Genomic DNA, 21,878 nt, shown 5'->3' with positions numbered 1-21,878 from the left:
GAACCCATGGCACCCAAGACACCCGGGACACCCGGGACACCCGGGACACAGACCGCATCCCGCCCCGAGCCCCGCATCGAGGGCTTCAGCTACGACCGGATCCCGGTCGGCGACGGCGGCGTCCACCTGAACGCCGCCGTCGGCGGCGACCCCGACCGCACGCCCGTCGTGCTCCTGCACGGCTTCCCCCAGACCCACCTCATGTGGCGCCACGTGGCGGCGGACCTCGCGGCGGACCACCACGTGATCTGCCCGGACCTGCGGGGCTACGGCGCGAGCGACAAGCCGCCGGAGGCGGCGGACGGCCAGACGTACGCCAAGCGGACGATGGCGGCGGACGTGGTCGCGCTGGCGCGGGCCCTCGGGCACGAGCGGTTCGCGCTGGCGGGCCACGACCGGGGCGCTCTCGTCGCGATCCGCGCGGGTCTGGACCACCCGGACGCGGTCACGCACCTGGCGTCCCTGGACGTGCTGCCGACGCTGGACATGTGGGACGTCATGCGCGGCACGTCCGCCGCGATCGGCTTCCACCTGTATCTGATGGCGCAGCCGCCGGGCCTGCCGGAGCGGATGATCTCGGCGGACCCGGACGGGTTCTTCGGCCACTTCCTGGACGTGTGGTCGGCGTCGCCGGGCGCCGTGCCGCCGGACGTGCGGGCCGCGTACCTGCGGGCGTGCCGCGAGGCGGTCCCCTCGATCGTCGCGGACGTCCGGGCGTCGGCGTTCGCGGACGTCGAGCACGACACGGCGGACCGCGTCGCGGGCAACGCGCTGCGGATGCCGGTCGCGGTCCTCCAGCAGGACTGGGGCGCGGCCCTCGGCTTCGACGCGGCGGACCTGTGGCGCAGGTGGGCCCCGGACCTCACGCACCGGACGGTGTCGTGCGGCCACTTCATGGCGGAGGAGGCCCCGAAGGAGGTCACGGCGGCCCTGCGGGACCTCTTCGCCCGCTGAGGACGGGGGCTCCGGCCGGCCGGGGGTGGATCTAGCCTGACCCCATGCCAACGAACCGGCTCAGCAACGGAATCCAGCTCTCGTACGACGACCACGGCGGCCACGGCGATCACGACGGCCGCCCGGGCCGGGGCGTCCCCCTCGTCCTGGTCCACGGCCACCCCTTCGACCGCTCCCTCTGGGACCCCCAGGTCAGCGCCCTCTCCGGCACACACCGCGTGATCACCTTCGACCTGCGCGGCTACGGCGCCTCCGCCGCCCCCTCGGGCGAGGCCAACGCCCCCGTCACCGACTTCGGCGACTTCGCCCGCGACCTCCTGGCCCTCCTTGACCACCTGGGCGTGGCGCGCTGCGCGCTGGGCGGGGTGTCGATGGGCGGCCAGATCGTGATGGACGCCTGGGCCCGCTTCCCGGAGCGGATAGCGGGGGTTCTGCTCGCCGACACGTCCCCGGCGACGGACACGGAGGCGGGGAAGGCGTTCCGCAGGGAGACGGCGGAGCGGCTTCTGGCGGAGGGCATGAAGGGGTACGCGGAGGAGGTGCTGCACAAGATGGCGGCGCCGTACAACGAGGAGGCCGCCGCGCACGTGCTCCGCATGATGCTGGCGGCGTCCCCGGAGGGCGCGGCGGCGGCCCTGCGCGCCCGCGCCGAGCGCCCCGACTACCGGCCGGTGCTTCCGGGCGTCACGGTCCCCGCCCTGGTGGTCGTGGGCAGGGACGACACCTACACTCCGGTCGCGGACGCGGAGGCGATGCACGCGGCGCTGCCCGACGCGCGCCTGTGCGTGATCGAGCGGGCGGCGCACCTGCCGAACCTGGAGCGGCCGGAGGAGTTCAACGCGGCGGTGCGGGACTGGCTGGCGCGCGTCGCCTAGGCGGGCGTCCCCGGGGCGCCGACACCCCCGGCACCCCCGACGCCGACAGCACCGGCGCCCCCGCCCGCCAGCCGCGCCGCGATCTCCTCGGCCGTCAGGACGAGCGCGAACCCCTTCCGCAGCACGGCGAGTTCCGGCTCCTGCCGGGACTCGTCGTCGGTGGCGGTGACGTCGCCACGAAATCCATGGCCGAAGAGGGGAGTTTTTACCACTGCCTTCCGGCCACGCCGCTTTCGATAATGCGTACATGAAGAGCACACGACAGAACACCGACGCGGCCCCGGGCGGCTTCGAGGCCGCGGGCGGCATCACGGCCTTCCGCCGCTCCCTGACCCTGTGGTTCCAGGCTCACCGCGCGATGTGCCTGTCGCTGTGGATCGGAATCGTCTGGTCGACGCTGCGCGGCCCGGTGGGCCTCAAGCTCCTGCCGGGCACGGTGCGCAGGGTGCGGGCCCTCGCGGACCGGCAGCGGGCGTACGCGGCGCGCTGGTCGGGCGTCGACATCCCCGCGGTGTACCCGGAGCTGCCCGCGTCCGGCGCGGAGCGGGCGAAGGCGCTGCGGTCCCAGCTGCTCGACAAGGGCAACCAGGTGCACCGGGACTGGCGCTGGGTGCACGTGCACGCGTTCGTGGGCGGCGCGATCGCCTTCGGCCCGCTGGCCCTCGCCCTCACCGGCGCCTGGGGCATCTGGACGGCGGCGATGGGCACGGAGCTGCCCGCCGAGTGGGACAGCATGTGGTTCCTGTTCATCCCGGTCGGCGACCCGGCGACGGCGGCGCTCGCGGGCGTGCTCGGCACCGCGCTGCTGCCCCTGTCGGTGTTCTGGGCGGCCCCGTTCGCCCTGCGCCTGCACGGCCGCTATCTGAACCTGCTGCTCGCGCCCAGCGAGGCCGAGCTGCTCGCGGCCCGCGTGGAGCACCTGAAGGAGACCCGGTCCGACGCCGTGGACAGCCAGATGTCGGAGATCCGCCGCATCGAGCGGGACCTGCACGACGGCGCGCAGGCGCGGCTCGTGGCGATGGGCATGACCCTGAACGCGGCCGAGCACCTCCTGGAGACCAACCCGGACGCCGTCCGCGACCTCCTCGTCGAGGCCCGCCAGTCCTCCACGGCCGCCCTGAAGGAGCTCCGTGACCTGGTGAAGGGCATCCACCCGCCGATCCTCGCGGACCGGGGTCTCGGCGATGCCGTACGCTCCCTCGCGATGATCAGCCCGCTGCGGACCGAGGTCGTGATCGACCTGCCGTCCCGTCCCGAACCGCCCGTCGAGTCGGCGATGTACTTCGCGATGTCGGAGATCCTCACGAACGCGGCCAAGCACTCCGGCGGCGAGCGCTGCTGGATCGACCTGCGGTACGAGGCCGGGGCGCTGCGGGCGTCCGTCGTGGACGACGGGCAGGGCGGCGCGGACGTGTCCGCGGGGACCGGGCTGCGCGGGGTCGAGCGGCGTCTCGCCCACTTCGACGGGATCCTCGCCGTGAGCAGCCCGCCGGGCGGCCCGACCCAGATGACGATGGAGCTGCCGTGCGAGTTGTCCTCGCCGAAGACCACTTCCTTCTGAGGGACGGGGTCACGCGCCTCCTCCAGGCCTTCGGCCACGAGGTCCTGGCCGCCGTCGACAACGGCCCTCTCCTCCAGGAGGCCCTGACGTCCCTGCGGCCCGACGTCGCCGTGGTGGACGTCCGCCTCCCGCCGACGTTCAGCGACGAGGGGCTGCGCGCGGCGGTCGCGGCCCGCACGGAGGTGCCCGGCCTGCCGATCCTCCTCCTCTCCCAGTACGTAGAGCCTCTGTACGCCCACGAGTTGCTGGCCACCGGCTCCGAGGGCGTCGGCTACATCCTGAAGGAACGCGTCTCCAACGGCGCCGAGTTCATCGCGACGATTCTGCGGGTCGCGGGCGGCGGCACGGCGATGGACCCCGAGGTGGTGTCCAAGCTCGTCACCGGCAAGTCGCGGGACGAGCCCCTGAACTCCCTCACGCCGCGCGAGCGCGAGGTCCTGGAGTGCCTGGCGCAGGGCCTGTCGAACGCGGGCATCGCGGAGGCGCTGTTCGTGACGGAGAAGGCCGTGGCGAAGCACGTGAGCAACATCTTCATGAAGCTGCGGCTGCCGCCGGCGGAGTCGGCGAACCGGCGGGTGCTCGCCGTACTGGCGTACTTGGACCGCTAGGGCCTGTCCGGTGGGTCGGCGTGGAGCACAGGTGGGGAGCCGGTGGCAGCGCCGCGGGTACGCGTGTCTCCGGGTGGGCCCGGAAGCCCTCGATCATGTACGCGGCGAAGCGGCGGGATGCCGCGAGCCGGGTCTCGGGCGGGGCGTCCTGGATGCCCTGGTGGGCCATGAGCATCAGCATCAGGTCGTCGACGACGAACCCGGACCGAAGGTGTCCTGATCGCTGGGCGCGGCGGGCGAGGTCGGTGACGGCGAGGAGAGCGCGCTGCCGTTCCGCGACGAAGTCGTCGCCCTCGGGGAACGCCGCCATGAAGGCGTCGGCGAACCCCCGGCTGCGGGCGTGCAGTTCGAGGATCTCCTCGATCAGGCGCCGGAACCCGCGCCACGGGTCCGGGTCCGCGAGGGCGTCCCTGACGATGGCGTGGCAGGCCCGCCGCTGCTCGGCGTAGGTCGCCCCGATCAGGTCCCGCTTGGTCGGGAAGTGCCGGTAGAGCGTGGCGGGGCCGACGTCCGCGTGCCGGGCGACCTCGCGCATGGGCGCGGCCAGGCCCTCCTCGCTGAAGACGACGCGGGCGGCGTCCAGGATGCGGGCCCGGTTGTCCCGGGCGTCGGAGCGAGTCAAATGGTCAGTCATGGCGTCTCACTTCGGCTGAACGCACGGCGCGGCCCGTTACGTTCCGATGGCGGTGGTGCGACCCGCCCGGTCGCCCCGCGTCCACCCCTTCACCACCCCTGAGGAGCCGGGATGAAAGCTGTCGTGATCAAGGAGTTCGGGACCGCCGACGGCCTGGAGGTGGTGGACCTGCCCGTGCCGGATCCGGCGCCGGGCCAGGTCCTGATCACCACGGAGGCGATCGGCGTCGGCGGCGTGGACGCCATGCTCCGCCGTGGCACCCTCGGCACCTTCGGCTTCGAGCCGGGCCACGTCCTCGGCAGCGAGGTCGCGGGCCGCGTGACCGCGCTGGGGGACGGCGTGGACACCTCATGGCTGGGCCGCCGCGTATGGGCGTTCACCGGCCTCTCCGGCGGGTACGTCGAGCAGGCCGTCGCCGACATCGAGGAGGTCGTCGTCCTACCCGACGACCTGAGCGGCACCGAGGCGGTGGCCCTCGGCAGCTCCGGCGTGGTCGCCCACTTCGCCCTGGAACGGGCCGGGTTCACGCCCGGCGAGACGGTCCTCGTACGCGGGGCGGCGGGGAGCATCGGCGTCAGCGCCGTCCAGCTCGCGGCCCGGGGCGGCGCGGCCGCGGTGGCGGTCACCACGTCATCGCCGGAGCGGGGGGCGCGGCTGCGCGAGCTGGGGGCGACGCACGTCCTGGACCGCGCGGGCGCGGGGGACGCGCCTGCGGGGTTCGACGTGGTGGTCGACATCGTGGGCGGCGCCCAGCTCCCCCTCTTCCTGGACAAGCTGAACCCCAACGGCCGCTTTGTGGCCGTCGGCCTGATCGCCGGACTCCCCCCGGCCGACTTCGGGGCACGCCTGCTGGCCGCGTTCCGCAGCTCCCTCTCGTACGCCACGCTGAGCCTGGACACGGTGCCCGTTGCCGCCAAGCAGGCGGTGCGGTCGGCCCAGTTCGCCGAGGCGGCGCGCGGGGAGCTGCGCGGGGTCGTGCATGAGGTGCTGCCGCTGGGCCGGGCGGCCGGGGCCCATCGCGCGATGGACGAGGGTCAGGTCTTCGGCAGGGTGGTGCTGGTGCCGTGAGTTAGAGGGAGGCGATGAACGCCGTCCAGGCGGGTGCGCCGAAGAGGACGGCGGGGCCGTGGGGGTTCTTGCTGTCGCGGACGGGGACGCCTGCCGGGCGGTGCGCGTCGTTGACTTCGAGGCAGTCGGCGCTATCGGCAGCGCTGTAGCTCGACTTGCGCCACTGTTCATCGGTGCTGTTCATGCTCGAATTCCTCCGCTACGGACCTGATCAATGCCAGGGACTGAGAGGACGACATGGCGTCACCCACGCTCCGATCGTAGGCGACTTGGCAGCTGAGCACCGCTGACGGAAGTTCCAGCACCTTTCCTGCTTTCAGCGCCTCCACGTAGGCGATGGGTGGAAGGTCGTCGAACCACATCAGCGACACGAAGCCCTCCAGCAACGGGTAGTAACCCACGGAGAAAGGCATCACATGCACACGGATGCGGCGGCTGAGCGCCAGCTGCTCAATGTGACGTAGCTGCTCGCACATCACAGCCGCACCACCCACCGGGCGCCGGATCACCGCTTCGTCGAACACGAACCAGACTTCGGGGGCATGGAAGTTCTCCAGGATGCGGGCACGCGCCAGCCGCGTCTCGACAACCTTGTCGACCTCCTCGTCCGTCCGGGGAATGCATCCGTCCAGGAACACGCTCCGTGCGTAAGCCCGCGTCTGCAACATGCCGGGAATGAGCTGCGACGCGAACGTACGGATCATCGTCGCCCGCTTCTCCAGCTCCAGGACTTCCGCGAAGTGTTCGGCGACGCGCCCCTCCGCCTTGACCGGAAGGAACCGGACGAACACACCCCCCGCGTCCAGCACGTCGTCCAGACGCTTCGCGTCGTCCAACGAAGGCCGCCTGCGCCCCGCCTCAATGTGGGCGATATGCGTCCGCGACATGATCGCCCGCACACTCAACTCCTCCTGAGTCAGCCCCGCGCCCTCCCTCCGCGAGCGCAGCTCCTCCCCGTACCGCAGTCGTGACTCCGGACTGTCCTCGATGGCCATCCCAACGCCCTCCCGTGCCAGCACAGTTGTCAAGCGCTACCTACTGGCGAGGCTAGCCCTGCCGACCGCACTGTGTGATCGGAACGGCACACAGAGCGAGAGGCAGCCCGATGGAAACGGACCAGCAACAGCAGCACACGGAGGGCGCGTACGTGGCGCACGCGAGCACGGACATCTACGGCCCGGGACGGGTCCTCTCGCAGGACGGCGAGTTCCGCCGCGTCCGGTTCACCCACTTCGTGGCGACGATCCGCGTGGGCGACCTGCGGGCGGCGACGCCGGTCGAGGAGAGCGAGATGAAGACGTGGTGGCAACGGAAGACGGAGCTTTACGGGAACGACTGGTAGGCGCCACGCCCGCCTCGTACGCTGACGGCGTGACGACGGCGGGAGCAGACGAGGGCGCGCGGCTCGTCATCGTGGGCGTGGACGCGTACTTGGACGGCCTCTGGGAGCGTTACAACGTCGCCGCGCGGGTTCGCCACCATCGCCTGCGCTCCCTCCTCTCGGTGCTGACCGACACCGTCCGCTTCCACGAATACCTGGAGAGCCAGCCGGACGGCGCCGCGTCGGAGCTGCGCGCGACGATCGCGCGTACGGCCGAGAGGGACACCCGCCTGCCGCAGGCCACGGCACCGTCCATGCACGGCGCACGTGACCCGTTCCGCATGGTGGACAGCGCCGAGTTCGCCGAGGAGGCGCGCCGCCTGGCCGACTCGATGTGCGCCCTCATCGCCCTGATCCGCGCGGACTTGGCGAAGGCGCTCGTACCAGTCGACTACGCGTACGTGGACACCGTCCCAAGAAACGACCGTTCCCCCTGCGGCGTGGTCCGCCTGACCACACCCACGATCCCGCGCGCGCCCGGACGGCCGAACTCCCCATCGATCACGACTCGATGGGGCGTCTCGGCCGCGCGCCCCCAGGGAGAGGCACAAGCGGCGTAGCCGACACGCCCCCGGCTCCGGCTGGGAAGGCCAGCGATGTCTCTGCTCGACCTGCTTCAGGGCGCTCCATGGTGGGCGGTCTGGATCCTCATCCTCCTGGTGGTCGTCGCGTACTGCGTCGCCCGCGTGGCCAAGGCCGTCCTGCCGCCCCCGCCGGACCGGGGCCAGTGGTGGCGGGACTTCTGGAACCGCCGCGAGCGGTGACCCCAGGTGCCGGAAAGGGCAACGCCCCACGGCCTCTGGGGCAGGGACAAGGGCCCACGGGTGCAGGAAGGGCGCCGCACCGCCCGGCCAGGGCCCCGTGCCGGTTAGCGTGAATGATCAAGCAGACGAGGAGCGTCGCATGCGGGACAGGGCCGAGCGTGGTGAGCGATCGGGACAGGCGGCACGAGCGTCGGCCACGGCCCGGCAGGGCTCCCCACGGCAGACGGCCACGTCCTCGCAGCACGCACGCTTCCTCGCACTCCACCCGAAGGCCGGGAACGCGGCGCTGAGCCGGGCCGTCGCGGTGCAGCGGGCGTCCGGGCGGGACGGGGGGAGCAGCAGCAGCTCCCGATCCACCTCGCCGGACGCCGACCTCGCGTACGGCTCGGACCACGAACGGCCCCCGCGGGGGCGCGGCGCCGACCGGCGGTCCGACGACGACGCGCTCGCGTACGGCGAGTTCCACAACGAGGGTCCGTACAGCGGCACGGTGGGAGGCGTGAGCTTCCAGACCGAGCGGGACGGCGGGCTGATGAAGGAGGTCCGCGACTTCGTCGCCCGCGTGTCCCCACACTTCCAGGAGGAACTCGCCGCCGCCGGCAGCGTCACGGTGCGGTTCGGCAGGGCCGACGGTGGAGGCGTGGGCGTGTGGAAGCCGGACAGCCGGACGGTCGTCCTGAACCACCTGCAGGCCGACGTACGCAGGGCGGGCCCGGGACGCCTCTTCGGCGCCGCCGTCTTCGAGCTCCTCAACGCCTCCAAGCAGCGCCGCCGGGCGCGCCTGGACCACCAGGTGAAGAGCGGCGAGTTCGACAGGCTGGCGGAGCGGGAGGGTCTGCCTCCGGAGAAGTACTACGGTCGAAAGGTCGAGTACATCGAGTGGAAGAACGTCGTGATCCACCGCCGGGTCATGAAGGACGCGCGCCTGAAGGGCTCAGTCGCCGACATGTTCTCCGCCGAACCCGGTGACTTCGAGTCGTACTACAAGCGCCAGGTGGAGGGCCGCCACACCCACGGCTACGAGTTCTACTACAACCTCCTCAGGACCCAGGCCCGGGCGCGCGCCGAACGGGGCGAGCCCGGCTCGTCGACGCCCACGTCACCCTCGTCGTCCGACTCGGAGTAATTGAGGGGTGAATAACGGCCGAAACCGGGCCGTATCGGGATCACGGCTTCCGCTTCTAGGCTGACCGCTGCGCACCGCCGGTGCGTGCCCGACCCGACGTTCCGGGAGGTCGACCGTGGCAGCACAAGCAGGCCAGTCAGCAATGTCCGAGGGCATCTACCTCATCAAGAACGAGGCGAGCGGACTGTACGCGGGGGTGCAGCCGGGAGGTGGCGCCAAGCAGGGCGCGAAGGTCGTCCTGGAGGACCTGCACGCCGAAGGGGTGGAGCGGCACCGCCAGTTCTGGCACCTGAAGCCGCACAGCGCGCGCGAAGGCGCGTGGACGCTGCAGAACGTCCACAGCACGCTGCGCATGGACATCATGGTGAACCGGGGCCGCGCGGGCGCGGCGGTGCAGCAGTGCCCGCCGGAGTCGCGGGAGGACCTGCTGGTCACGCAGTTGTGGCGGCCGGAGCGGATCGGCGACGACCGCTACGCCTGGGTGAACGTGAACAGCGGCAAGCACCTCGCGGTGCGCGGCGAGCGCGGGGACGCGGGCGCCGAGCTCGAGCAGGGCGAGCCGAGGACGGGCGAGGACCGCGGCACGCAGGTGTGGCGCCTGGAACCGGCGCCCGCGCGCGGCGAGTCGAAGGCGTTCGACGCGCTCACCGCGCAGATCGTCTCGCCCGGCACCCTCGCGACGCCCGGGAACGTCCTTGCCTCCGCGGTCAAGGGCATCCTGGACGCGGGCGGCGGTGTCTTCGAGACGATGGCCAAGACCGTCCCGGACCCGCGGGCGCCGTATCTGCGCTTCGACGGCTTCCGCGGCGACGAGTTCATCCGCTTCTCGCCCCGGCGCGGCATCGAGTCCGGGCCGAGGAAGGCCAGCGAGCAGTTCCAGCGGCTCCCGCACGGGTTCCCGTCGGCCGCCGCGGACGTCATCAACACCCGTAAGGGCAGCCCCTACACGCACACCGCCGTGCTCGGCCATGAGCTCCGGGAGTTCTCGGAGCGGTCCGCGGACGACCGGGGGCGGCTGCTTCCCGCGAACCTCCAGGGGGCGCAGATCAAGGCCGCCACCGCTGCCGACTCCAAGGGCGATCGCGTCGTGTACTTCCTTGAGGACCGTGCCGTGCTCACCAAGCTCGACGACCCGGAGTTCAACGAGGAGTTCAGGCTGCCGCACGCCCCCGACGCGTTCGTGTACGACCTCGACACCGCCACCTCCGCCCCCTTCGACGACGCCATGCACTACTTCCTCCTCAAGGGCGACCAGTTCGTGATCGTCACCGAGGGCAAGCTGGTGCAGGGGCCGACGAAGCTCACGGACGCCTACCCCTTCCTCACCGGGGTGTGGCTGTAGCGCGCGGCCGGGTCACACCACGGACCGCAGCCAGCTCACCAGGATCCCGTTGACCTCCTCGGCCCGCTCCTGCTGCACCCAGTGCCCGCAGCCCTTGAGGATGTGGGACGCGGCGAGGCCGGGGAGCGTCACGGGATACGCGTCGAGGGCGGCCGACAGCCACTGAAGGGACGGGTCGAGCTCGCCCGCGACGAACAGGGACGGCTGCGTGAGGGCCGCCCCGTCCCACGCGGCCAGGTCCGCCCAGTCGCGGTCCATGTTGCGGTACCTGCCGAGCGGCCCGCTCATGCCGCCCCGCTCGAACTCGGCCGCGTACACGTCCAGTTCCTCCTCCGACAGCCACTCCGGCAGCGGGCCGCCCTGCGGGAGGCGGTCGCGCATCCGGCCGCCCTTCGGCACGAAGTGCGGGCTCGGGGTGTCCGGCGGCGGCATGGTGTCGCCGGACAGGGCCGTGTAGAAGCCCCGGATCCAGCCGCGCACGTCCGGCTCCATCTCGGCCTCGGCGCGGCCCGGCTCCTGGAAGTGGCTGATGTAGAAGTCCTCGTCCCCGGGGATCGCGGCGAACGCGTCGGTGGGCCGGGGGCCGCCCCGGGGCGCGTACGGCACGCTCATCAGGGCGGCGGCCCGGAAGACGTCCGGGCGCAGGAGCGCGGAGTTCGCCGCGATGGGCGAGCCCCAGTCGTGGCCGACGATCACCGCGCTGTCCTCGCCCAGGGCACGGACGACGCCCACGTTGTCGGCGACGTGCGCGAGCATCCCGTACGCCGCCGCCTCGCGCGGCTTCGACGAGCGGCCGTACCCGCGCACGTCGATCGCCACCGCCCGGTACCCGGCCGCCGCGAGTGCCGGGAGCTGGCGCCGCCACGAGTACCAGGTCTCGGGGAAGCCGTGCACCAGCAGGACCAGCGGGCCGCTGCCCTGCTCCACGGCGTGGATACGGATGCCGGTGCTCTCGGGCAGCTCCAGCAGGCTGTGCTTCACGTCGAGCGCGGTCACGGTCATGGCTCCTCCGGATGTGCGGGGTGGCTCGTCACGAGTCTGTACGGGAGCGGGGGCGGACGCCGAGGGTTGTTGCCGGTCCGGCAAAAACGGCCCCGGGCCGGGCGGTCCCGGCAGGGCGGCCTACTCGCGCGGCTTCGCCGCCAGGAGGTGCGCGTGCTGCGTGCGCTCGCCCTCGTACGGCTCCCGGAGCAGATATCCGTGCGCGGCGAACCCGGCTTCCCGCAGCAGCTCCGTGACCTGCTCGGGCCGCCGGCGCTGGAAGTCCAGGTCCACCTCGTGCCCGAACGCCTCGTCGAAGTGCCGGATGTCGTCGCCGACCTGGAAGCCGAGCAGGAGCTGGCCGCCGGGGGCGAGGACGCGGTGGAACTCGGCGAAGACCTGCGGCAGGTCGGCCGGCGGGATGTGGATCGTCGAGTACCACGCGACCACCCCGCCCAGCTCCCCGTCCGGCAGGTCGAGGGCCGTCATCGAGCCCTCATCGAACGGCAGGTGCGGATACTTCGCGCGAGCCAGCGCCAGCATCCCCGGCGACAGGTCGATCCCCCGCATCCGCAGCCCCAGGGAGCTGAGGACGGCGCTCACCTCGCCGGTCCCGCACCCGATGTCGGCGACCGTGCCCCCGCCCGCGTCCCGCACCAGCTCCGCGTACGCCGCGAACATCGCCCGGGCGAGCGGCCAGGAGTCCAGCTCGCCCCGCCACTCCTTCTCGACGGCCTCGGCGATGGTGTCGTAGGAGGTCCGGGTCTTGGTCACGTACGCGTCTTCTGCCATGCGGCGACGCTACTCGGACCCACTGACAACGCCCCCCAAGTCCCGCCCCCGGGGCCCTGGTCCGCCTCAGACCTCCTGCGCCGCCACCGACGGCAGCGGGAGCAGCGGCGCCGACGGGTACGCCGACGGCGCGCCGCCCGCGAGCCGCGACTTCGGCAGCCAGAGGGAGAGGATGCGGCTCGACCGGTCGAAGTACCGCTCGGGCGCGAGGGATTCCGGGAGCAGCGCGCCGAGGGACGGCGCGGCCTCCAGGTCGGCCGGGGTGAGCCCGGTGGCCACCGTGTGCAGGCCGATGAGGCGCTGCTCCGGCTGGTGCAGCAGCCACACGGCCGCGAGCCCGCGCGCCCCGGCCTCGTCGCGGACCGTCCCCCACGCCCGCTCCAGGGCCGCGTCCCCGTCGCCCTCGTACCGGAACCGCTCGAACCGGCTCACGTGGTGCGCGTCCAGGGGCAGGAAGTTGTGCGCCCCCGCGACCCGCCACACGAACCGCTCCACGTCCTGGAAGAACGGGCGGCTCCAGAACTTCACGCCCGGCTCGAACTCAAGCTCCTGGCTGGTGAACCGCTCGTACTCGACGACGTCGGCCCACGTCTCGAAGAGGTACCGGCCGCCCGTGTAGTGCCGCCCGGCCGCCTCGTCGATCCGGCTCGGCATGTACTTCGCGTACATGCCGGGCCGTACGTCCATGACCCGCCGCTCCACCTCCTGCTTGTCCACGATGTCCTGCACGTCCGCCGCGCCGATGCCCGCCGCCAGCGGGAAGTCCGACGTGAACGCGGCCGCCATCGGGATCGGGCCGATGTCGTAGCCCTTGATCGGGCCGGGTCCGTACGTGTGCGTGGTCATGCCACACCCCTTCGCTGCTGCGGGTTGCTGGATGTGCCAGGACCATAGCTCGAACACCGGCCAATTTCCAAACACCGTTCAACCTTTGCTCGCCGTACCATGGAGCCATGCCTGCTGCGAGCCGCCGCGAACGCCATCGCGCCCAGACCACCGCCGAGATCAAGGCGACCGCCCTGAAACACCTGGTGGAGGAGGGTGCCGAGGCCGTGGCCCTGCGGGGCATCGCCCGCGACATGGGCATGGCGCCCGGCACCTTCTACAGCTACTTCGACACCCGCGAGGCCCTCCTCGCCGCCCTCGCCACCGACGCCTACCGCGACCTCGCCGCCCACCTCCGCACTGCCCGCGAGGCCCACCCCGCGACGGACCCCGCCGCCCGCGCCCTGGCCCACGGCCTCGCCTACCGCGCCTGGGCGCTCGCCCATCCCCAGGAGTTCCGGCTCCTGTTCAGCGGGCGGGCCAGGGCGCCGCGCGCGGACACGGCCGAGAGCGCCGAGGCGGAGTACGAGCTGTGCCTGGGGATCGTGGAGGTCGCGACGACGGCTCGGCCCGCCGGGGGTGGCAGTGCCTACGCCTGGGGCGACTTCGACCCGGCGTTCACCGCCGTCGCCCGCGCCGCCTTCCCCGGCCTCACCCCGGCCGTGCTCGCCCTGTCGCTGCGGGTGTGGGGGCGGATGCACGGGCTCGTGACGCTGGAGATCGACGGTCTCCTGCGGCCGCAGATCGACGATCCGGCGGTGCTGTACGGGGACGAACTGCGGGATCTGGTGCGGGGGTTGGGGCTCTGAGGTCAGCGCGGGCCCCTTGGGCGGCTCGGCCTGCTCGGCCTGCTCGGCCTACTTGAGGCCGAGGACCAGCTTCGCCGCCACCGCCGCCCCGTCGTCGATGATCGCCGCCGCCACGGCCGCCGCCCGGTCCCGGGTTTCCGGGGCGAGCGCCGCCGACAGCGCCGCCGACAGGGACGCGAACGTCGGTGTCGGCCCGTCGTGCGCCACGCCGATGCCCAACCCGGCGACCCGGCCCGCCCAGTACGGCTGGTCCGTCGCCTGGGGCACGACCACCTGCGGCGCACCCGCCCGGGACGCCGTCGTCGTGGTACCCGCCCCGCCGTGGTGGACGACGGCCGCCACCCGGCGGAACAGCGCCTGGTGATTGACCTCGTCGACGGCGAAACAGTCGTCCTGGTCGTCGATCAGGGCCAGGTCGGCCCAGCCGCGCCGGATCAGGACCCGGCGGCCCTGAGCGCGTACCGCCTCGATGGCAACCCGGGCGACGTCGTCCGAGCCGTGCATCGGCATGCTGCCGAAACCCACGTACACCGGGGGCGCGCCCGCGTCGAGGAACTCCACCAGGCCCTCCGGGAGCGGGCGTTCGTCCGGCAGGACCCACGCGCCGGTCTGCACGACGTCGAAGCCGAAGCCCGCGCCCTCGGCGGGACGCCAGGGGTCGAGGACCGGGTCCGTCGCCAGCCACGGCCGGTCGCCGATGACGTAGTCGCGGACGCCGGCCACAGGCGGCAGGCCGATCGACGCCCGGTTGCTGTTGACCGCGTCCCCGAACAGGACGTCGATGCTGCGGGCGTCCAGGTCCCACAGCACGCTGTTGTCGGTCACCTCCGGCGGGAACGGGCGGCCCGGGTACGCCAGCGGCGCGTGATGCGGCGACGGCAGCGTGAGCTGCTGGAACGTCACCGACACCGACGGCACTCCCAGCTTCTCCGCCACCGACCGCGCACCCGCGACGGCGGGCATCATGCCGGTCGCCACCAGGGCGTCGCACCCCTCGGCCGCCGCCGTGACCGCGTCGAGCTGGCTCGCGATCAGCTCGGCCGCGCGCTCCGGCAGGGACTTCGGCTGCCGCGCCGTCGTCGTCAGCTCCCGAGCCGAAAGGCCGACCGGCACCATCTCCACCCCGACACCGGCGAGGCGCGCGGCGAACTCCTCGTCCGGCGGCGCGCACACCCGTACCTCCGCGCCCTGTTCCCGCAGCCGCACCGCGAGCCCCACCAGCGGCTCGACGTCCCCACGCGACCCGTACGTCGAAAGGACCACACGCATTTCGCCACTCCTCAAGTCCGCCCGCCGAGGCCGCGGTTCCCGGCCTCGGCGGGCGATTCTGCGGCACCACGGGGGCCTTGCCGCAAGCCCCCCGGTGCGCTATACGTTGAGAGTGGCGGGGAGAGGGTGCCCGCCTTTTTCTGTGCCCGGGTGTGTGTACGGGCGCGGGTACGGGGAGCAGACAGGGCTCAGACGCCGGGCGCAGGCCCCGCCGCCCCGTCGAGGCTAATCTCCCGCCGCAGCACCTTCCCCGCCTCCGACCTCGGCACCCGCTCCCGGAACTCGATCACGCGCGGCACCTTGAACCCGGCGAGCGCGCCCCGGCAGTGCGCGGCGAGGCGGTCGGCGAACGCGTCGTCGCCCACCGTCCCCGGCTCGGGCTGCACGACGGCGGCGACCCGCTGCCCCCACTCCGCGTCGGGCACCCCGACCACGGCCACGTCCGCGACGTCCGGGTGCGCGATGAGGACGGCCTCGACCTCCGCCGGGTACACGTTCACACCCCCCGAGATGATCAGGTCGGTGCGCCGGTCCCGCAGGTACAGCCAGCCGTCCTCGTCGACGTACCCCTCGTCCCCCGCCGTGAAGTACCCGTCCCGCATGGACCGTTCGGTCTTCTCGGCGTCCTTGTGGTACGCGAACGGAACGGCGGGCCTGAAGTACACCCCGCCGGTCTCCCCGGCCGCGACCGGCCGCCCGTCACCGTCCAGGATCCGCACCTCGGTGCCCGCGAGGGGCCGCCCCACGGTGCCGGGCCTGGCCAGCCAGTCCGCGCTGTCCGCGGCACAGACCCCGCCCTCGGTGGCGGCGTAGAACTCGTACAGGACAGGACCGAGCCAGTCGATGGCGCGCCGCTTCACCTCGGGCGGGCAGGGCGCGGCGCCGTGCACGACGGCGCTCAGGCTCGACACGTCGTACCGCCCGCGCGCCTCGGCGGGCAGCCGCAGGAGCCGGTGCAGGACCGTCGGCACGGCGAACAGCGCGTCGACCCGATGCCGGTCGACCAGCTCCAACCAGTCCTCCGTACCCGGCCGTTCGGCGATCACGGCCGTGTGCCCGAGCTGCATCGCCATGTTCGCGAACAGGCCGGGCGCCGCGTGGTACAGCGGGGCGGCGCACAACTGCGTGTACGCCCCCGCGCGCACGCCGACGCGCGCCATGAAGTCCAGCTCGTACGGGCTCGGCCCCGGCGGCGCATCGGACAGCGCGCGGCGGACGGCCTTGGGGCGGCCGGTGGTACCGGAGGTGTAGAGCATGACGGCGCCGGCGCGGGGTTCCGGGAGCGGGGTGGTGGGGGCGGTCGCGAGGAGGGCTTCGTAGTCGGTCCAGCCCGGGGGCGGCTGCCCCGTCCCCCACACGAGCCGCCGCTCCGCCGGGATCCCCGCCGCGTCCAGGGCGGGCCCCGCCACGTCGAGCAGCGAGGCGTCCACGACCACCACCCGCGCCCCGCTGTCGGCGACGACGTGCGTCACCTCGGCGGTGGTGAAGTGGTGGCTGAACGGCGTGAAGTAGAGGCCCGAGCGGCCGGTGGCGAGCCGCAGTTCGAAGAAGGCGCGGTTGTTGGGCAGCATCGCGGCGACACAGTCCCCCGGCCCGAGCCCGAGCCCGGCGAGGGCGTGCGCGAGCCGGTGCACCCGGGCGGCGAGCTCCCCGTACGAGAGCGTGCTGCCGTCGGGCTCGACGAGGGCGGTCCGGTCGGGGTGCGCGGCGGCGACCGCGCCGAACCCGGTCTCCGTGCCCGCTCCTGCGCCCATGTCCGCCTCCTCCTCGCGCTGTCGTGCTGCGTCCATGGCGCATCGTAGGCATCGGGGGGTGGGCTTGGCATCAGGGCGTAGAGGTGGTCTGAGCTGGGCGGGGCCGGGCTCGCCGGTCGGCTCGGGTGGGGCGCGTCCGGCTCGGGTGGGGCGTCCGGCTCAGGCGGGTCCTCCGGGCGGGAGCCGCTGGATGCTGGTGCTGAGCATGCGGGCGCTGCGCCGCGCGACCTCCGTGGTGTGCGCGAGGCGGCGCGGGTCGGGCACGGCCACGCCCACGGCGGCGACGATCTCGCCGGAGGCGGCGTGCACGGGCACCGCGAGACAGAGCCGTTCGCCGCCCCACTCGTACTGGTGGAGGTCGAGGCCCTGCTCACGGGCGGTGCGCAGCCGCCGGGCCCACTGGTTCGCGGTGTGGTCGGGCGGGGGCGGAGGCGGGGGCGTGCGGGCGGACGGGGGCGCGCCCAGCGCCGCGAAGACGACGTCGGCCGCGCTGTCGGGCGGGAGGGTCTGTCCCGGCAGGTGCGGGAAGAACTCCCGGGCCGCGGCGGCGATCCCGGTCACGACCGTCATGCGCCCGCCGGACGGGATGGCCACGCACACCGTGGCCCGGGTCTCCAGGGCGAGGTGCCGCAGCGGCCCGGCGGCGCTCCGCGCGAGGAACCGGTGCGCGGTCCACGACCGCCCGAGCCGGGCGAGGGTCACGCCGACGCGATAGCGGCCCTGGTGCTGCTCCACGGCACCGAGCTCGACGAGCTGCCCGAGGAGTCGGTGCACGGTGGTCTTCGGCAGCCCGGTCCCGGCGGCCAGCGCGCTCGGTCCCGCCTCGCCGACGCGCGCCATCTCCTCCAGGAGCACGAAGGCCCCCGCGAGCACACCCCGCCCGCCCGGGGCTCCGGCCTCCCCGCCCGTCCCGCCCGCACACGTGCCACGCCCCTGCTCCATGGTCCCCCCGGTGCTCCGTGGCGAACCACATTAGGTGTGCAGGGCAAGGGACTTGGAGTCCCAGACAAGCCGAATGCGAAGGCCCCCGCGACGAAGCGGAGGCCTTCTGTTCAGGTGGCTGTTCAGGTGGCTGTTCACGTGCCTGTCCAGGTGCCTGTCGTGGTGCCTGTCCAGGTATTGACCGGCTCGACTACGGGTTGACGATGAAGTAGTCGATGGGCACGCCGAGCGGGCTGCCCCAGTCGATGTGGACGCGCACCGAGATGACGCCGTTGTCGGGCGCCACGTTGTACACCAGGTAGCGCGCGTCGCCGACGAACTTGCCGCCGCCGCCCGTCGGTTGACTCACGGCCACGAACACGCGCGTGTTGGCGGTGAAGCTGGAACTCGTGAGGTTGAAGCGCACGAACCCGTTCCACGTGCCCCAGTCGTGCCGGTAGGTGTAGCCGTTGCCGGACAGCTCCTGCGGGCTCACCTTGCCCGTCTGCCCGACGACCCGGATCTCCGATTCCTCGAGCTTGGCCTCGACGACCTGCTCGGGTCCGTGCGGCGTCTGCTGGTCTGCCATGTCGCTCCCCCCTCGCCACCCGCCGTCCCCGGCGAGCGCCGAATCACGCGGACTTCCTACGCGTTCGAGGCTGCCCGCGGGCGCGGAGCCCGGGCAAGCGTTGTTCCGCTGACCGGACCGGCAGGACCAGGCCGCCCGCCTCACGCCGTCTCGCCGTCCCCGGCGTAGAGGTAGCCGCCGGGGTGGGCCGGGTCGGCGATCAGCAGGACCTGGTCCCCGGTGCGCGGGATCCTCAGCTTGGACACGAGGGTCTGGAGGGCGATCCGGTCGGTGCCGGCTCCGGACGGCTGGAGGACCAGGTCGACGACCGGGTCGAAGTTGACCAGCTTGCCGGTGTCGCTGATCGACACGACGACCGCGGGCACGGTCGGAGCCCCCGCCGCCAGCAACTGCCGCACGGTGACGGCCGAGTTGTGCGCGCCGATCGACTGCTGGACCTTGGCGAAGTCCTCGCCGCCGAGGAACGCCTTCGTCGTACGCCCGTAGAAGCCCTTGCCGCTGGCCACCTTCCCGGCGATCTCGGCGGCCCGCTCCTCGCGGGTCCTGCGCTTTCCGAAGAGTCCCATGGTGTGCCTTCCCCCTCTGGTGGGCTCTGGTGCGGGCGCTGGTGCTTGTGACCGGTGGTGCTGCCCGGCGTCGTCGAGGGGAACGCTAGGAGGCGGCCCTCGCCTACCGATCCCAGGTTCGACCGCCTGTTCCCCGACGACGTAATCTCGGGCCATGCCGTCCGCGAGCACGCTGCCGAGCGACGGGCACCGTCCGCGTGCCATGGTCATCGACGAGGCTTGGCGTGGGATCGGGGCGAGCCCCGGGACGAGGGCGGGGGCGGGGCACGGCTCGGCCTCGGGGCTCGCGTCGCTGAGCGGGCCCGGGGGCGCGCCCCTGACCCGGACGGTCAAGCTGATCGTGCTGCCGCTGATCGTCAGGCCCGCGCTGCACCCGGAGCTGGCGGCCGACTTCCTCAGCCCGCGCGAGGCCGACCGCCTCACCGCGCTCATCCGGGAGTCCGGCGCGCTCCTCGCGGCGACCGCCCAGTGGTACACGCTGCTCAAGAAGACCCGCCGGGCCCTCGGAATCGTGGCGGGCAACCCCCAAGACCTGTACTTCCAGCGCTGCTTCGAGCTGGCGACCGAGCACGGGACGCCCTCGGCCGCCGCGGGTGCCGTGGCCAGGGGTGTGGTCGAGGAGATCGCGGAGGCGGCCGGCGGGCGGACCGTGGCGGCGTTGAAGGAGCATCTGGGGGACGAAAGCCGGTGGGCGCGGCTGGACGGGGAGTTGGCTGCGGCGTGGGGGGCGGGCGACGCGGACTCCGGTGCAGGTGCAGGTACGGGTACGGGCCTGGCAGCGGTGGTCGGCTCGGCCGGGGAGGTCCTTGAGGCGTGCGGTGCGGGTGGGCGCCCGGACGCGGGGCCGCTTCCGGCGGAGGGCTCGTCGGCGTTCGCGGACATGGTCGAGGGCGGGCACGGCAGCCTGCTCGGGCGGGCGCTGCGGACGTGCGCGAGCGGCGTCTGGGGACGTGACGACGTACCGACGCACCTGGCACTGACCGCGCACCGGACACCGCCGCGTCCCGAGGTCGGCCGGAGCGCGTCGACCGCGACGCTCCCCGCACCGCTCGACCGCACGCTCTTCGAACGGCTCTTCACCGTCCTCCAGACGTCCACGCACCGCGAGGAACTGCCGCCGGTCCCGGAACTCGTACGGCGGGAGGTCGGCCGCAGCTGCGCTCCGCTCGGCCTGTACGACGAGAGCCTGCGGGTGGCCGTCGTGCTCGGGGGACGGCTCGCGGTGGGGCTCGACCCGTTGGGCGGCGGAGGGCCGGGCGCCGGGGAGACGGCGGCCCACCGCGTCGTCAACAGCCGCTGGCAGCGCGAGGCCTCGGTCCTGCGGGCCCGCCGGATGACCGTCTCCCCCCGCCCCGACCCGGACGGCGGCACGCTGGAAGCCCTCGCCCACGACCTGCGCACCCCGTGGTCGGCGTACATGCGGCGGCTGTGGGTGCGGCTGCACGGGCGGGACGTCCGCGCCGCGGGACTGCCGGACGCGGCGGCGGCGTGGGCGGTGCTCGACGGGGTCGTGCGGTCGGTGATGATGGACCATCGGGCGCGGGTGCGGGCGGCGTTGCGGGGGTTGGGGGCCGGGGTCGGGGCTGGGGGGTCCGGCGCCACCTCCGCCGACCCCCGGTCCACCACCACCGCGCGTGCCGCCGAGCCGAGGAGCGCCTGATGCCGGAGCCGCAGGCCGGCCTCCCCCTCACCCGGGCCGATGACGGCACCGTACTGATCGGCGCCCCGGCCACCGGGCCCGCCTGCGCGCTGGCCGTCCTCGACGTCGCCGGTGCCGTCCTGACCTGGTCCGTCCTCGGCGCCCCGGGCCTGCCCGCGGCGGAGATCCATGATGTGGGGCGGGCGCAGGGGTGGCTCTGGGCGGTGTACGGGGAGGGGGTTGCCGCGGCCGTGCGGGGGCTGGCGGGGGCGCCTTGGGGTGGTGGGGTGGGCCTTTCCGGCGGGGCGGGCCTTGCCGGTGGGGTGAGCCATTCCGGCGGGGCGGGGCTTCCCGGTGAGGTGCCCGCGGCCGGTGACGTGCCCCCGCCCGGCGAGGTGGCCCCGCCCGTCCACGTACCCCGGCCGGAGCACCCCACCCCCCTCGCGCACCGCGCCGCCCGCCTCGCCCTCGGCCACTGGGCGGCCCGCTGGTGGCCCACGTCCCACCTCGACGCGATACCGGCCCTCGAACCCGACGTACTCGGCCTGGAGTTGGCCGCCCTCACCCACGCGTGCCAGCAGCTCTTCGACGACGCGGCGGACCAGCCGGACGGTGACGCGGCCGTACTCCTCCAAGAACATCGAGCGGCGCTCGACCCGCTGATCGCGTGGTGGCACGCCGAGCGCCGGACGACGCCCGCAGGGAGCCGACTCGACAGCGTCCTGCGGCTGCTCGACGACGCGGCGGACAACACCGGGGTGGACGGCGAGGGTTGGCACCGACTCCGTACATCCCTGGAATCCGGCCCCGACCCCACCGCCGACACCGCCCCCACCCCCGGCGACGCCCCCACCACCCCCCTCGACCTGACCACCCTCTTCCTCCCCCGCCCCCACGCCTACGCCCTCACCGCCGGAGCCCCCCTCCCCCCGGGCGGCCGCGTCCTCGCCCGCGGCGCGGGGACCAACGACTGGCACCGCTACCCACCCGGCTGCGTCGACGCGTCCGAGACCGCCGTGTCCTGGACGGCGTACGCCCTCGGCGCCGGACGTCGGATCGAGGTCGAGGTGGTCGCCGACGCCGCCGCACCCACCGGCGGCGTACTCCTCGCGGCGGAGGTCGAGGTGGACGGCGGCCCGCCGAACCGCGTCCCGCTGGCCCGCAGCGACGACCTGTGGACCGGCCGGGCGGACCTCGACGTCCCGGCCGCCGCGACGTCGCCGCGCATCGAGGTCGGCGTACTGCTGCCCGGGTTCGACCCGGGCCCCGGCACCGACGACAGCGCCGCCCGCACGGCGGTCCGCGCCCTGGCCAGGCGTCGGCTCACCGTCGCGGCGGGGCCGCGCGACGGCGAGGGCACGGACACGGAGCCGTTCCTCGCGGAGATCGCGGCGTCCGCCGTACAGGAGGACTACTAGCG

The 21,878-nt window shown here is 73.5% G+C and carries 25 protein-coding genes; 13 read left to right on the top strand and 12 right to left on the bottom strand.

Annotated features, from left to right (window positions below):
* The first annotated feature begins 6 nt into the window (after positions 1–6).
* Complete coding sequence (locus AB6L24_RS26760; RefSeq protein ID WP_405659279.1) at positions 7–954, top strand: alpha/beta fold hydrolase; 948 nt, start codon at positions 7–9, stop codon at positions 952–954.
* Positions 955–998: 44 nt separating this feature from the next.
* The gene (locus AB6L24_RS26755; RefSeq protein WP_405659276.1) at positions 999–1,829 is read left to right on the top strand and encodes an alpha/beta fold hydrolase; all 831 of its coding nucleotides are present in this window, start codon (positions 999–1,001) and stop codon (positions 1,827–1,829) included.
* On the opposite strand, the gene AB6L24_RS26750 is transcribed toward AB6L24_RS26755, so the two are convergent.
* Positions 1,826–2,041 carry a hypothetical protein gene (locus AB6L24_RS26750; RefSeq protein WP_405659273.1) on the bottom strand — a complete coding sequence of 72 codons (216 nt, stop codon included), beginning with the start codon at positions 2,039–2,041 and terminating at the stop codon, positions 1,826–1,828. The two genes, AB6L24_RS26755 and AB6L24_RS26750, sit on opposite strands and share 4 nt — an antisense overlap.
* A 35-nt stretch (positions 2,042–2,076) precedes the next feature.
* Here AB6L24_RS26750 and AB6L24_RS26745 point away from each other — a divergent pair, with 35 nt between their 5' ends.
* Together AB6L24_RS26745 and AB6L24_RS26740 are read left to right on the top strand one after the other, a co-directional pair.
* Positions 2,077–3,390 carry a sensor histidine kinase gene (locus AB6L24_RS26745; RefSeq protein ID WP_405659270.1) on the top strand — a complete coding sequence of 438 codons (1,314 nt, stop codon included), beginning with the start codon at positions 2,077–2,079 and terminating at the stop codon, positions 3,388–3,390.
* Positions 3,354–3,998, top strand: coding sequence for a LuxR C-terminal-related transcriptional regulator (locus tag AB6L24_RS26740; protein ID WP_405659268.1), 645 nt, complete (start codon positions 3,354–3,356; stop codon positions 3,996–3,998). The genes AB6L24_RS26745 and AB6L24_RS26740 overlap by 37 nt, the downstream gene beginning before the upstream one ends.
* Here the strand turns inward: AB6L24_RS26740 and AB6L24_RS26735 are convergent.
* Positions 3,922–4,632 (bottom strand): TetR/AcrR family transcriptional regulator, encoded by a 711-nt coding sequence (locus AB6L24_RS26735; protein ID WP_405659267.1) that lies wholly within the window; start codon positions 4,630–4,632, stop codon positions 3,922–3,924. The genes AB6L24_RS26740 and AB6L24_RS26735 overlap by 77 nt on opposite strands.
* A 111-nt stretch (positions 4,633–4,743) precedes the next feature.
* On the opposite strand from AB6L24_RS26735, the gene AB6L24_RS26730 reads away from it, so the two are divergent.
* Positions 4,744–5,700 (top strand): zinc-binding dehydrogenase, encoded by a 957-nt coding sequence (locus AB6L24_RS26730; RefSeq protein WP_405659264.1) that lies wholly within the window; start codon positions 4,744–4,746, stop codon positions 5,698–5,700.
* A 1-nt stretch (position 5,701) separates the two neighbouring features.
* Here the strand turns inward: AB6L24_RS26730 and AB6L24_RS26725 are convergent, their stop codons facing one another.
* Positions 5,702–5,884: a DUF397 domain-containing protein gene (locus AB6L24_RS26725; RefSeq protein WP_405659261.1), complete on the bottom strand. Its 183-nt coding sequence runs from the start codon at positions 5,882–5,884 to the stop codon at positions 5,702–5,704.
* On the bottom strand, positions 5,868–6,695 hold the full coding sequence (locus AB6L24_RS26720; RefSeq protein WP_405659258.1) for a Scr1 family TA system antitoxin-like transcriptional regulator: 828 nt from the start codon (positions 6,693–6,695) through the stop codon (positions 5,868–5,870). The genes AB6L24_RS26725 and AB6L24_RS26720 overlap by 17 nt, the downstream gene beginning before the upstream one ends.
* Before the next feature lie 110 nt (positions 6,696–6,805).
* On the opposite strand from AB6L24_RS26720, the gene AB6L24_RS26715 reads away from it, so the two are divergent.
* The 5 genes from AB6L24_RS26715 to AB6L24_RS26695 all read left to right on the top strand — a co-directional run bounded on the left by AB6L24_RS26715 (position 6,806) and on the right by AB6L24_RS26695 (position 10,313).
* On the top strand, positions 6,806–7,042 hold the full coding sequence (locus tag AB6L24_RS26715) for a hypothetical protein (protein WP_380842144.1): 237 nt from the start codon (positions 6,806–6,808) through the stop codon (positions 7,040–7,042).
* A 29-nt stretch (positions 7,043–7,071) separates the two neighbouring features.
* Positions 7,072–7,641, top strand: coding sequence for a hypothetical protein (locus tag AB6L24_RS26710; RefSeq protein ID WP_405659256.1), 570 nt, complete (start codon positions 7,072–7,074; stop codon positions 7,639–7,641).
* A gap of 36 nt (positions 7,642–7,677) precedes the next feature.
* Entirely contained in the window at positions 7,678–7,845 is a 168-nt protein-coding gene (locus AB6L24_RS26705; protein WP_405659254.1) for a hypothetical protein, read from the top strand.
* A gap of 139 nt (positions 7,846–7,984) precedes the next feature.
* Complete coding sequence (locus AB6L24_RS26700; RefSeq protein ID WP_405659253.1) at positions 7,985–8,971, top strand: hypothetical protein; 987 nt, start codon at positions 7,985–7,987, stop codon at positions 8,969–8,971.
* A 142-nt stretch (positions 8,972–9,113) separates the two neighbouring features.
* Complete coding sequence (locus AB6L24_RS26695; RefSeq protein ID WP_405659250.1) at positions 9,114–10,313, top strand: RICIN domain-containing protein; 1,200 nt, start codon at positions 9,114–9,116, stop codon at positions 10,311–10,313.
* Positions 10,314–10,325: 12 nt separating this feature from the next.
* On the opposite strand, the gene AB6L24_RS26690 is transcribed toward AB6L24_RS26695, so the two are convergent.
* The 3 genes from AB6L24_RS26690 to AB6L24_RS26680 all read right to left on the bottom strand — a co-directional run bounded on the left by AB6L24_RS26690 (position 10,326) and on the right by AB6L24_RS26680 (position 12,932).
* The gene (locus AB6L24_RS26690) at positions 10,326–11,315 is read right to left on the bottom strand and encodes an alpha/beta fold hydrolase (protein WP_405659248.1); all 990 of its coding nucleotides are present in this window, start codon (positions 11,313–11,315) and stop codon (positions 10,326–10,328) included.
* A 120-nt stretch (positions 11,316–11,435) separates the two neighbouring features.
* Positions 11,436–12,086, bottom strand: a complete 651-nt coding sequence (locus AB6L24_RS26685; RefSeq protein WP_405659246.1) for a class I SAM-dependent DNA methyltransferase — start codon at positions 12,084–12,086, stop codon at positions 11,436–11,438.
* Positions 12,087–12,152: 66 nt separating this feature from the next.
* Positions 12,153–12,932 (bottom strand): hypothetical protein, encoded by a 780-nt coding sequence (locus AB6L24_RS26680; RefSeq protein WP_405659243.1) that lies wholly within the window; start codon positions 12,930–12,932, stop codon positions 12,153–12,155.
* Positions 12,933–13,039: 107 nt separating this feature from the next.
* Here AB6L24_RS26680 and AB6L24_RS26675 point away from each other — a divergent pair, with 107 nt between their 5' ends.
* Positions 13,040–13,720, top strand: a complete 681-nt coding sequence (locus tag AB6L24_RS26675; protein WP_405659241.1) for a TetR/AcrR family transcriptional regulator — start codon at positions 13,040–13,042, stop codon at positions 13,718–13,720.
* 48 nt (positions 13,721–13,768) lie between these two features.
* Here the strand turns inward: AB6L24_RS26675 and AB6L24_RS26670 are convergent, their stop codons facing one another.
* From AB6L24_RS26670 to AB6L24_RS26650, 5 genes are all read right to left on the bottom strand, one after another.
* Entirely contained in the window at positions 13,769–14,989 is a 1,221-nt protein-coding gene (locus AB6L24_RS26670; RefSeq protein WP_405659238.1) for a glycosyltransferase, read from the bottom strand.
* Positions 14,990–15,177: 188 nt separating this feature from the next.
* Positions 15,178–16,779, bottom strand: coding sequence for an AMP-binding protein (locus AB6L24_RS26665; protein ID WP_405659235.1), 1,602 nt, complete (start codon positions 16,777–16,779; stop codon positions 15,178–15,180).
* 123 nt (positions 16,780–16,902) lie between these two features.
* Positions 16,903–17,685, bottom strand: a complete 783-nt coding sequence (locus AB6L24_RS26660; protein ID WP_405659232.1) for a helix-turn-helix domain-containing protein — start codon at positions 17,683–17,685, stop codon at positions 16,903–16,905.
* A gap of 190 nt (positions 17,686–17,875) precedes the next feature.
* Entirely contained in the window at positions 17,876–18,253 is a 378-nt protein-coding gene (locus AB6L24_RS26655) for a hypothetical protein (protein WP_405659230.1), read from the bottom strand.
* Between the two features lie 140 nt (positions 18,254–18,393).
* On the bottom strand, positions 18,394–18,819 hold the full coding sequence (locus AB6L24_RS26650; RefSeq protein WP_405659227.1) for a hypothetical protein: 426 nt from the start codon (positions 18,817–18,819) through the stop codon (positions 18,394–18,396).
* A gap of 154 nt (positions 18,820–18,973) precedes the next feature.
* Between AB6L24_RS26650 and AB6L24_RS26645 the strand changes: the two genes are divergently transcribed.
* Positions 18,974–20,479: a hypothetical protein gene (locus tag AB6L24_RS26645; protein WP_405659225.1), complete on the top strand. Its 1,506-nt coding sequence runs from the start codon at positions 18,974–18,976 to the stop codon at positions 20,477–20,479.
* Positions 20,479–21,876, top strand: coding sequence for a hypothetical protein (locus AB6L24_RS26640; RefSeq protein WP_405659224.1), 1,398 nt, complete (start codon positions 20,479–20,481; stop codon positions 21,874–21,876). Before AB6L24_RS26645 ends, AB6L24_RS26640 begins: the two co-directional genes overlap by 1 nt.
* Positions 21,877–21,878: the final 2 nt, after the last annotated feature.

This window comes from Streptomyces sp. RK9 (assembly GCF_045070545.1).
In the GTDB taxonomy this organism is placed as follows: Bacteria; Actinomycetota; Actinomycetes; order Streptomycetales; family Streptomycetaceae; genus Streptomyces; species Streptomyces alboflavus.
This window is presented reverse-complemented; position numbering and strand designations above follow the sequence as displayed.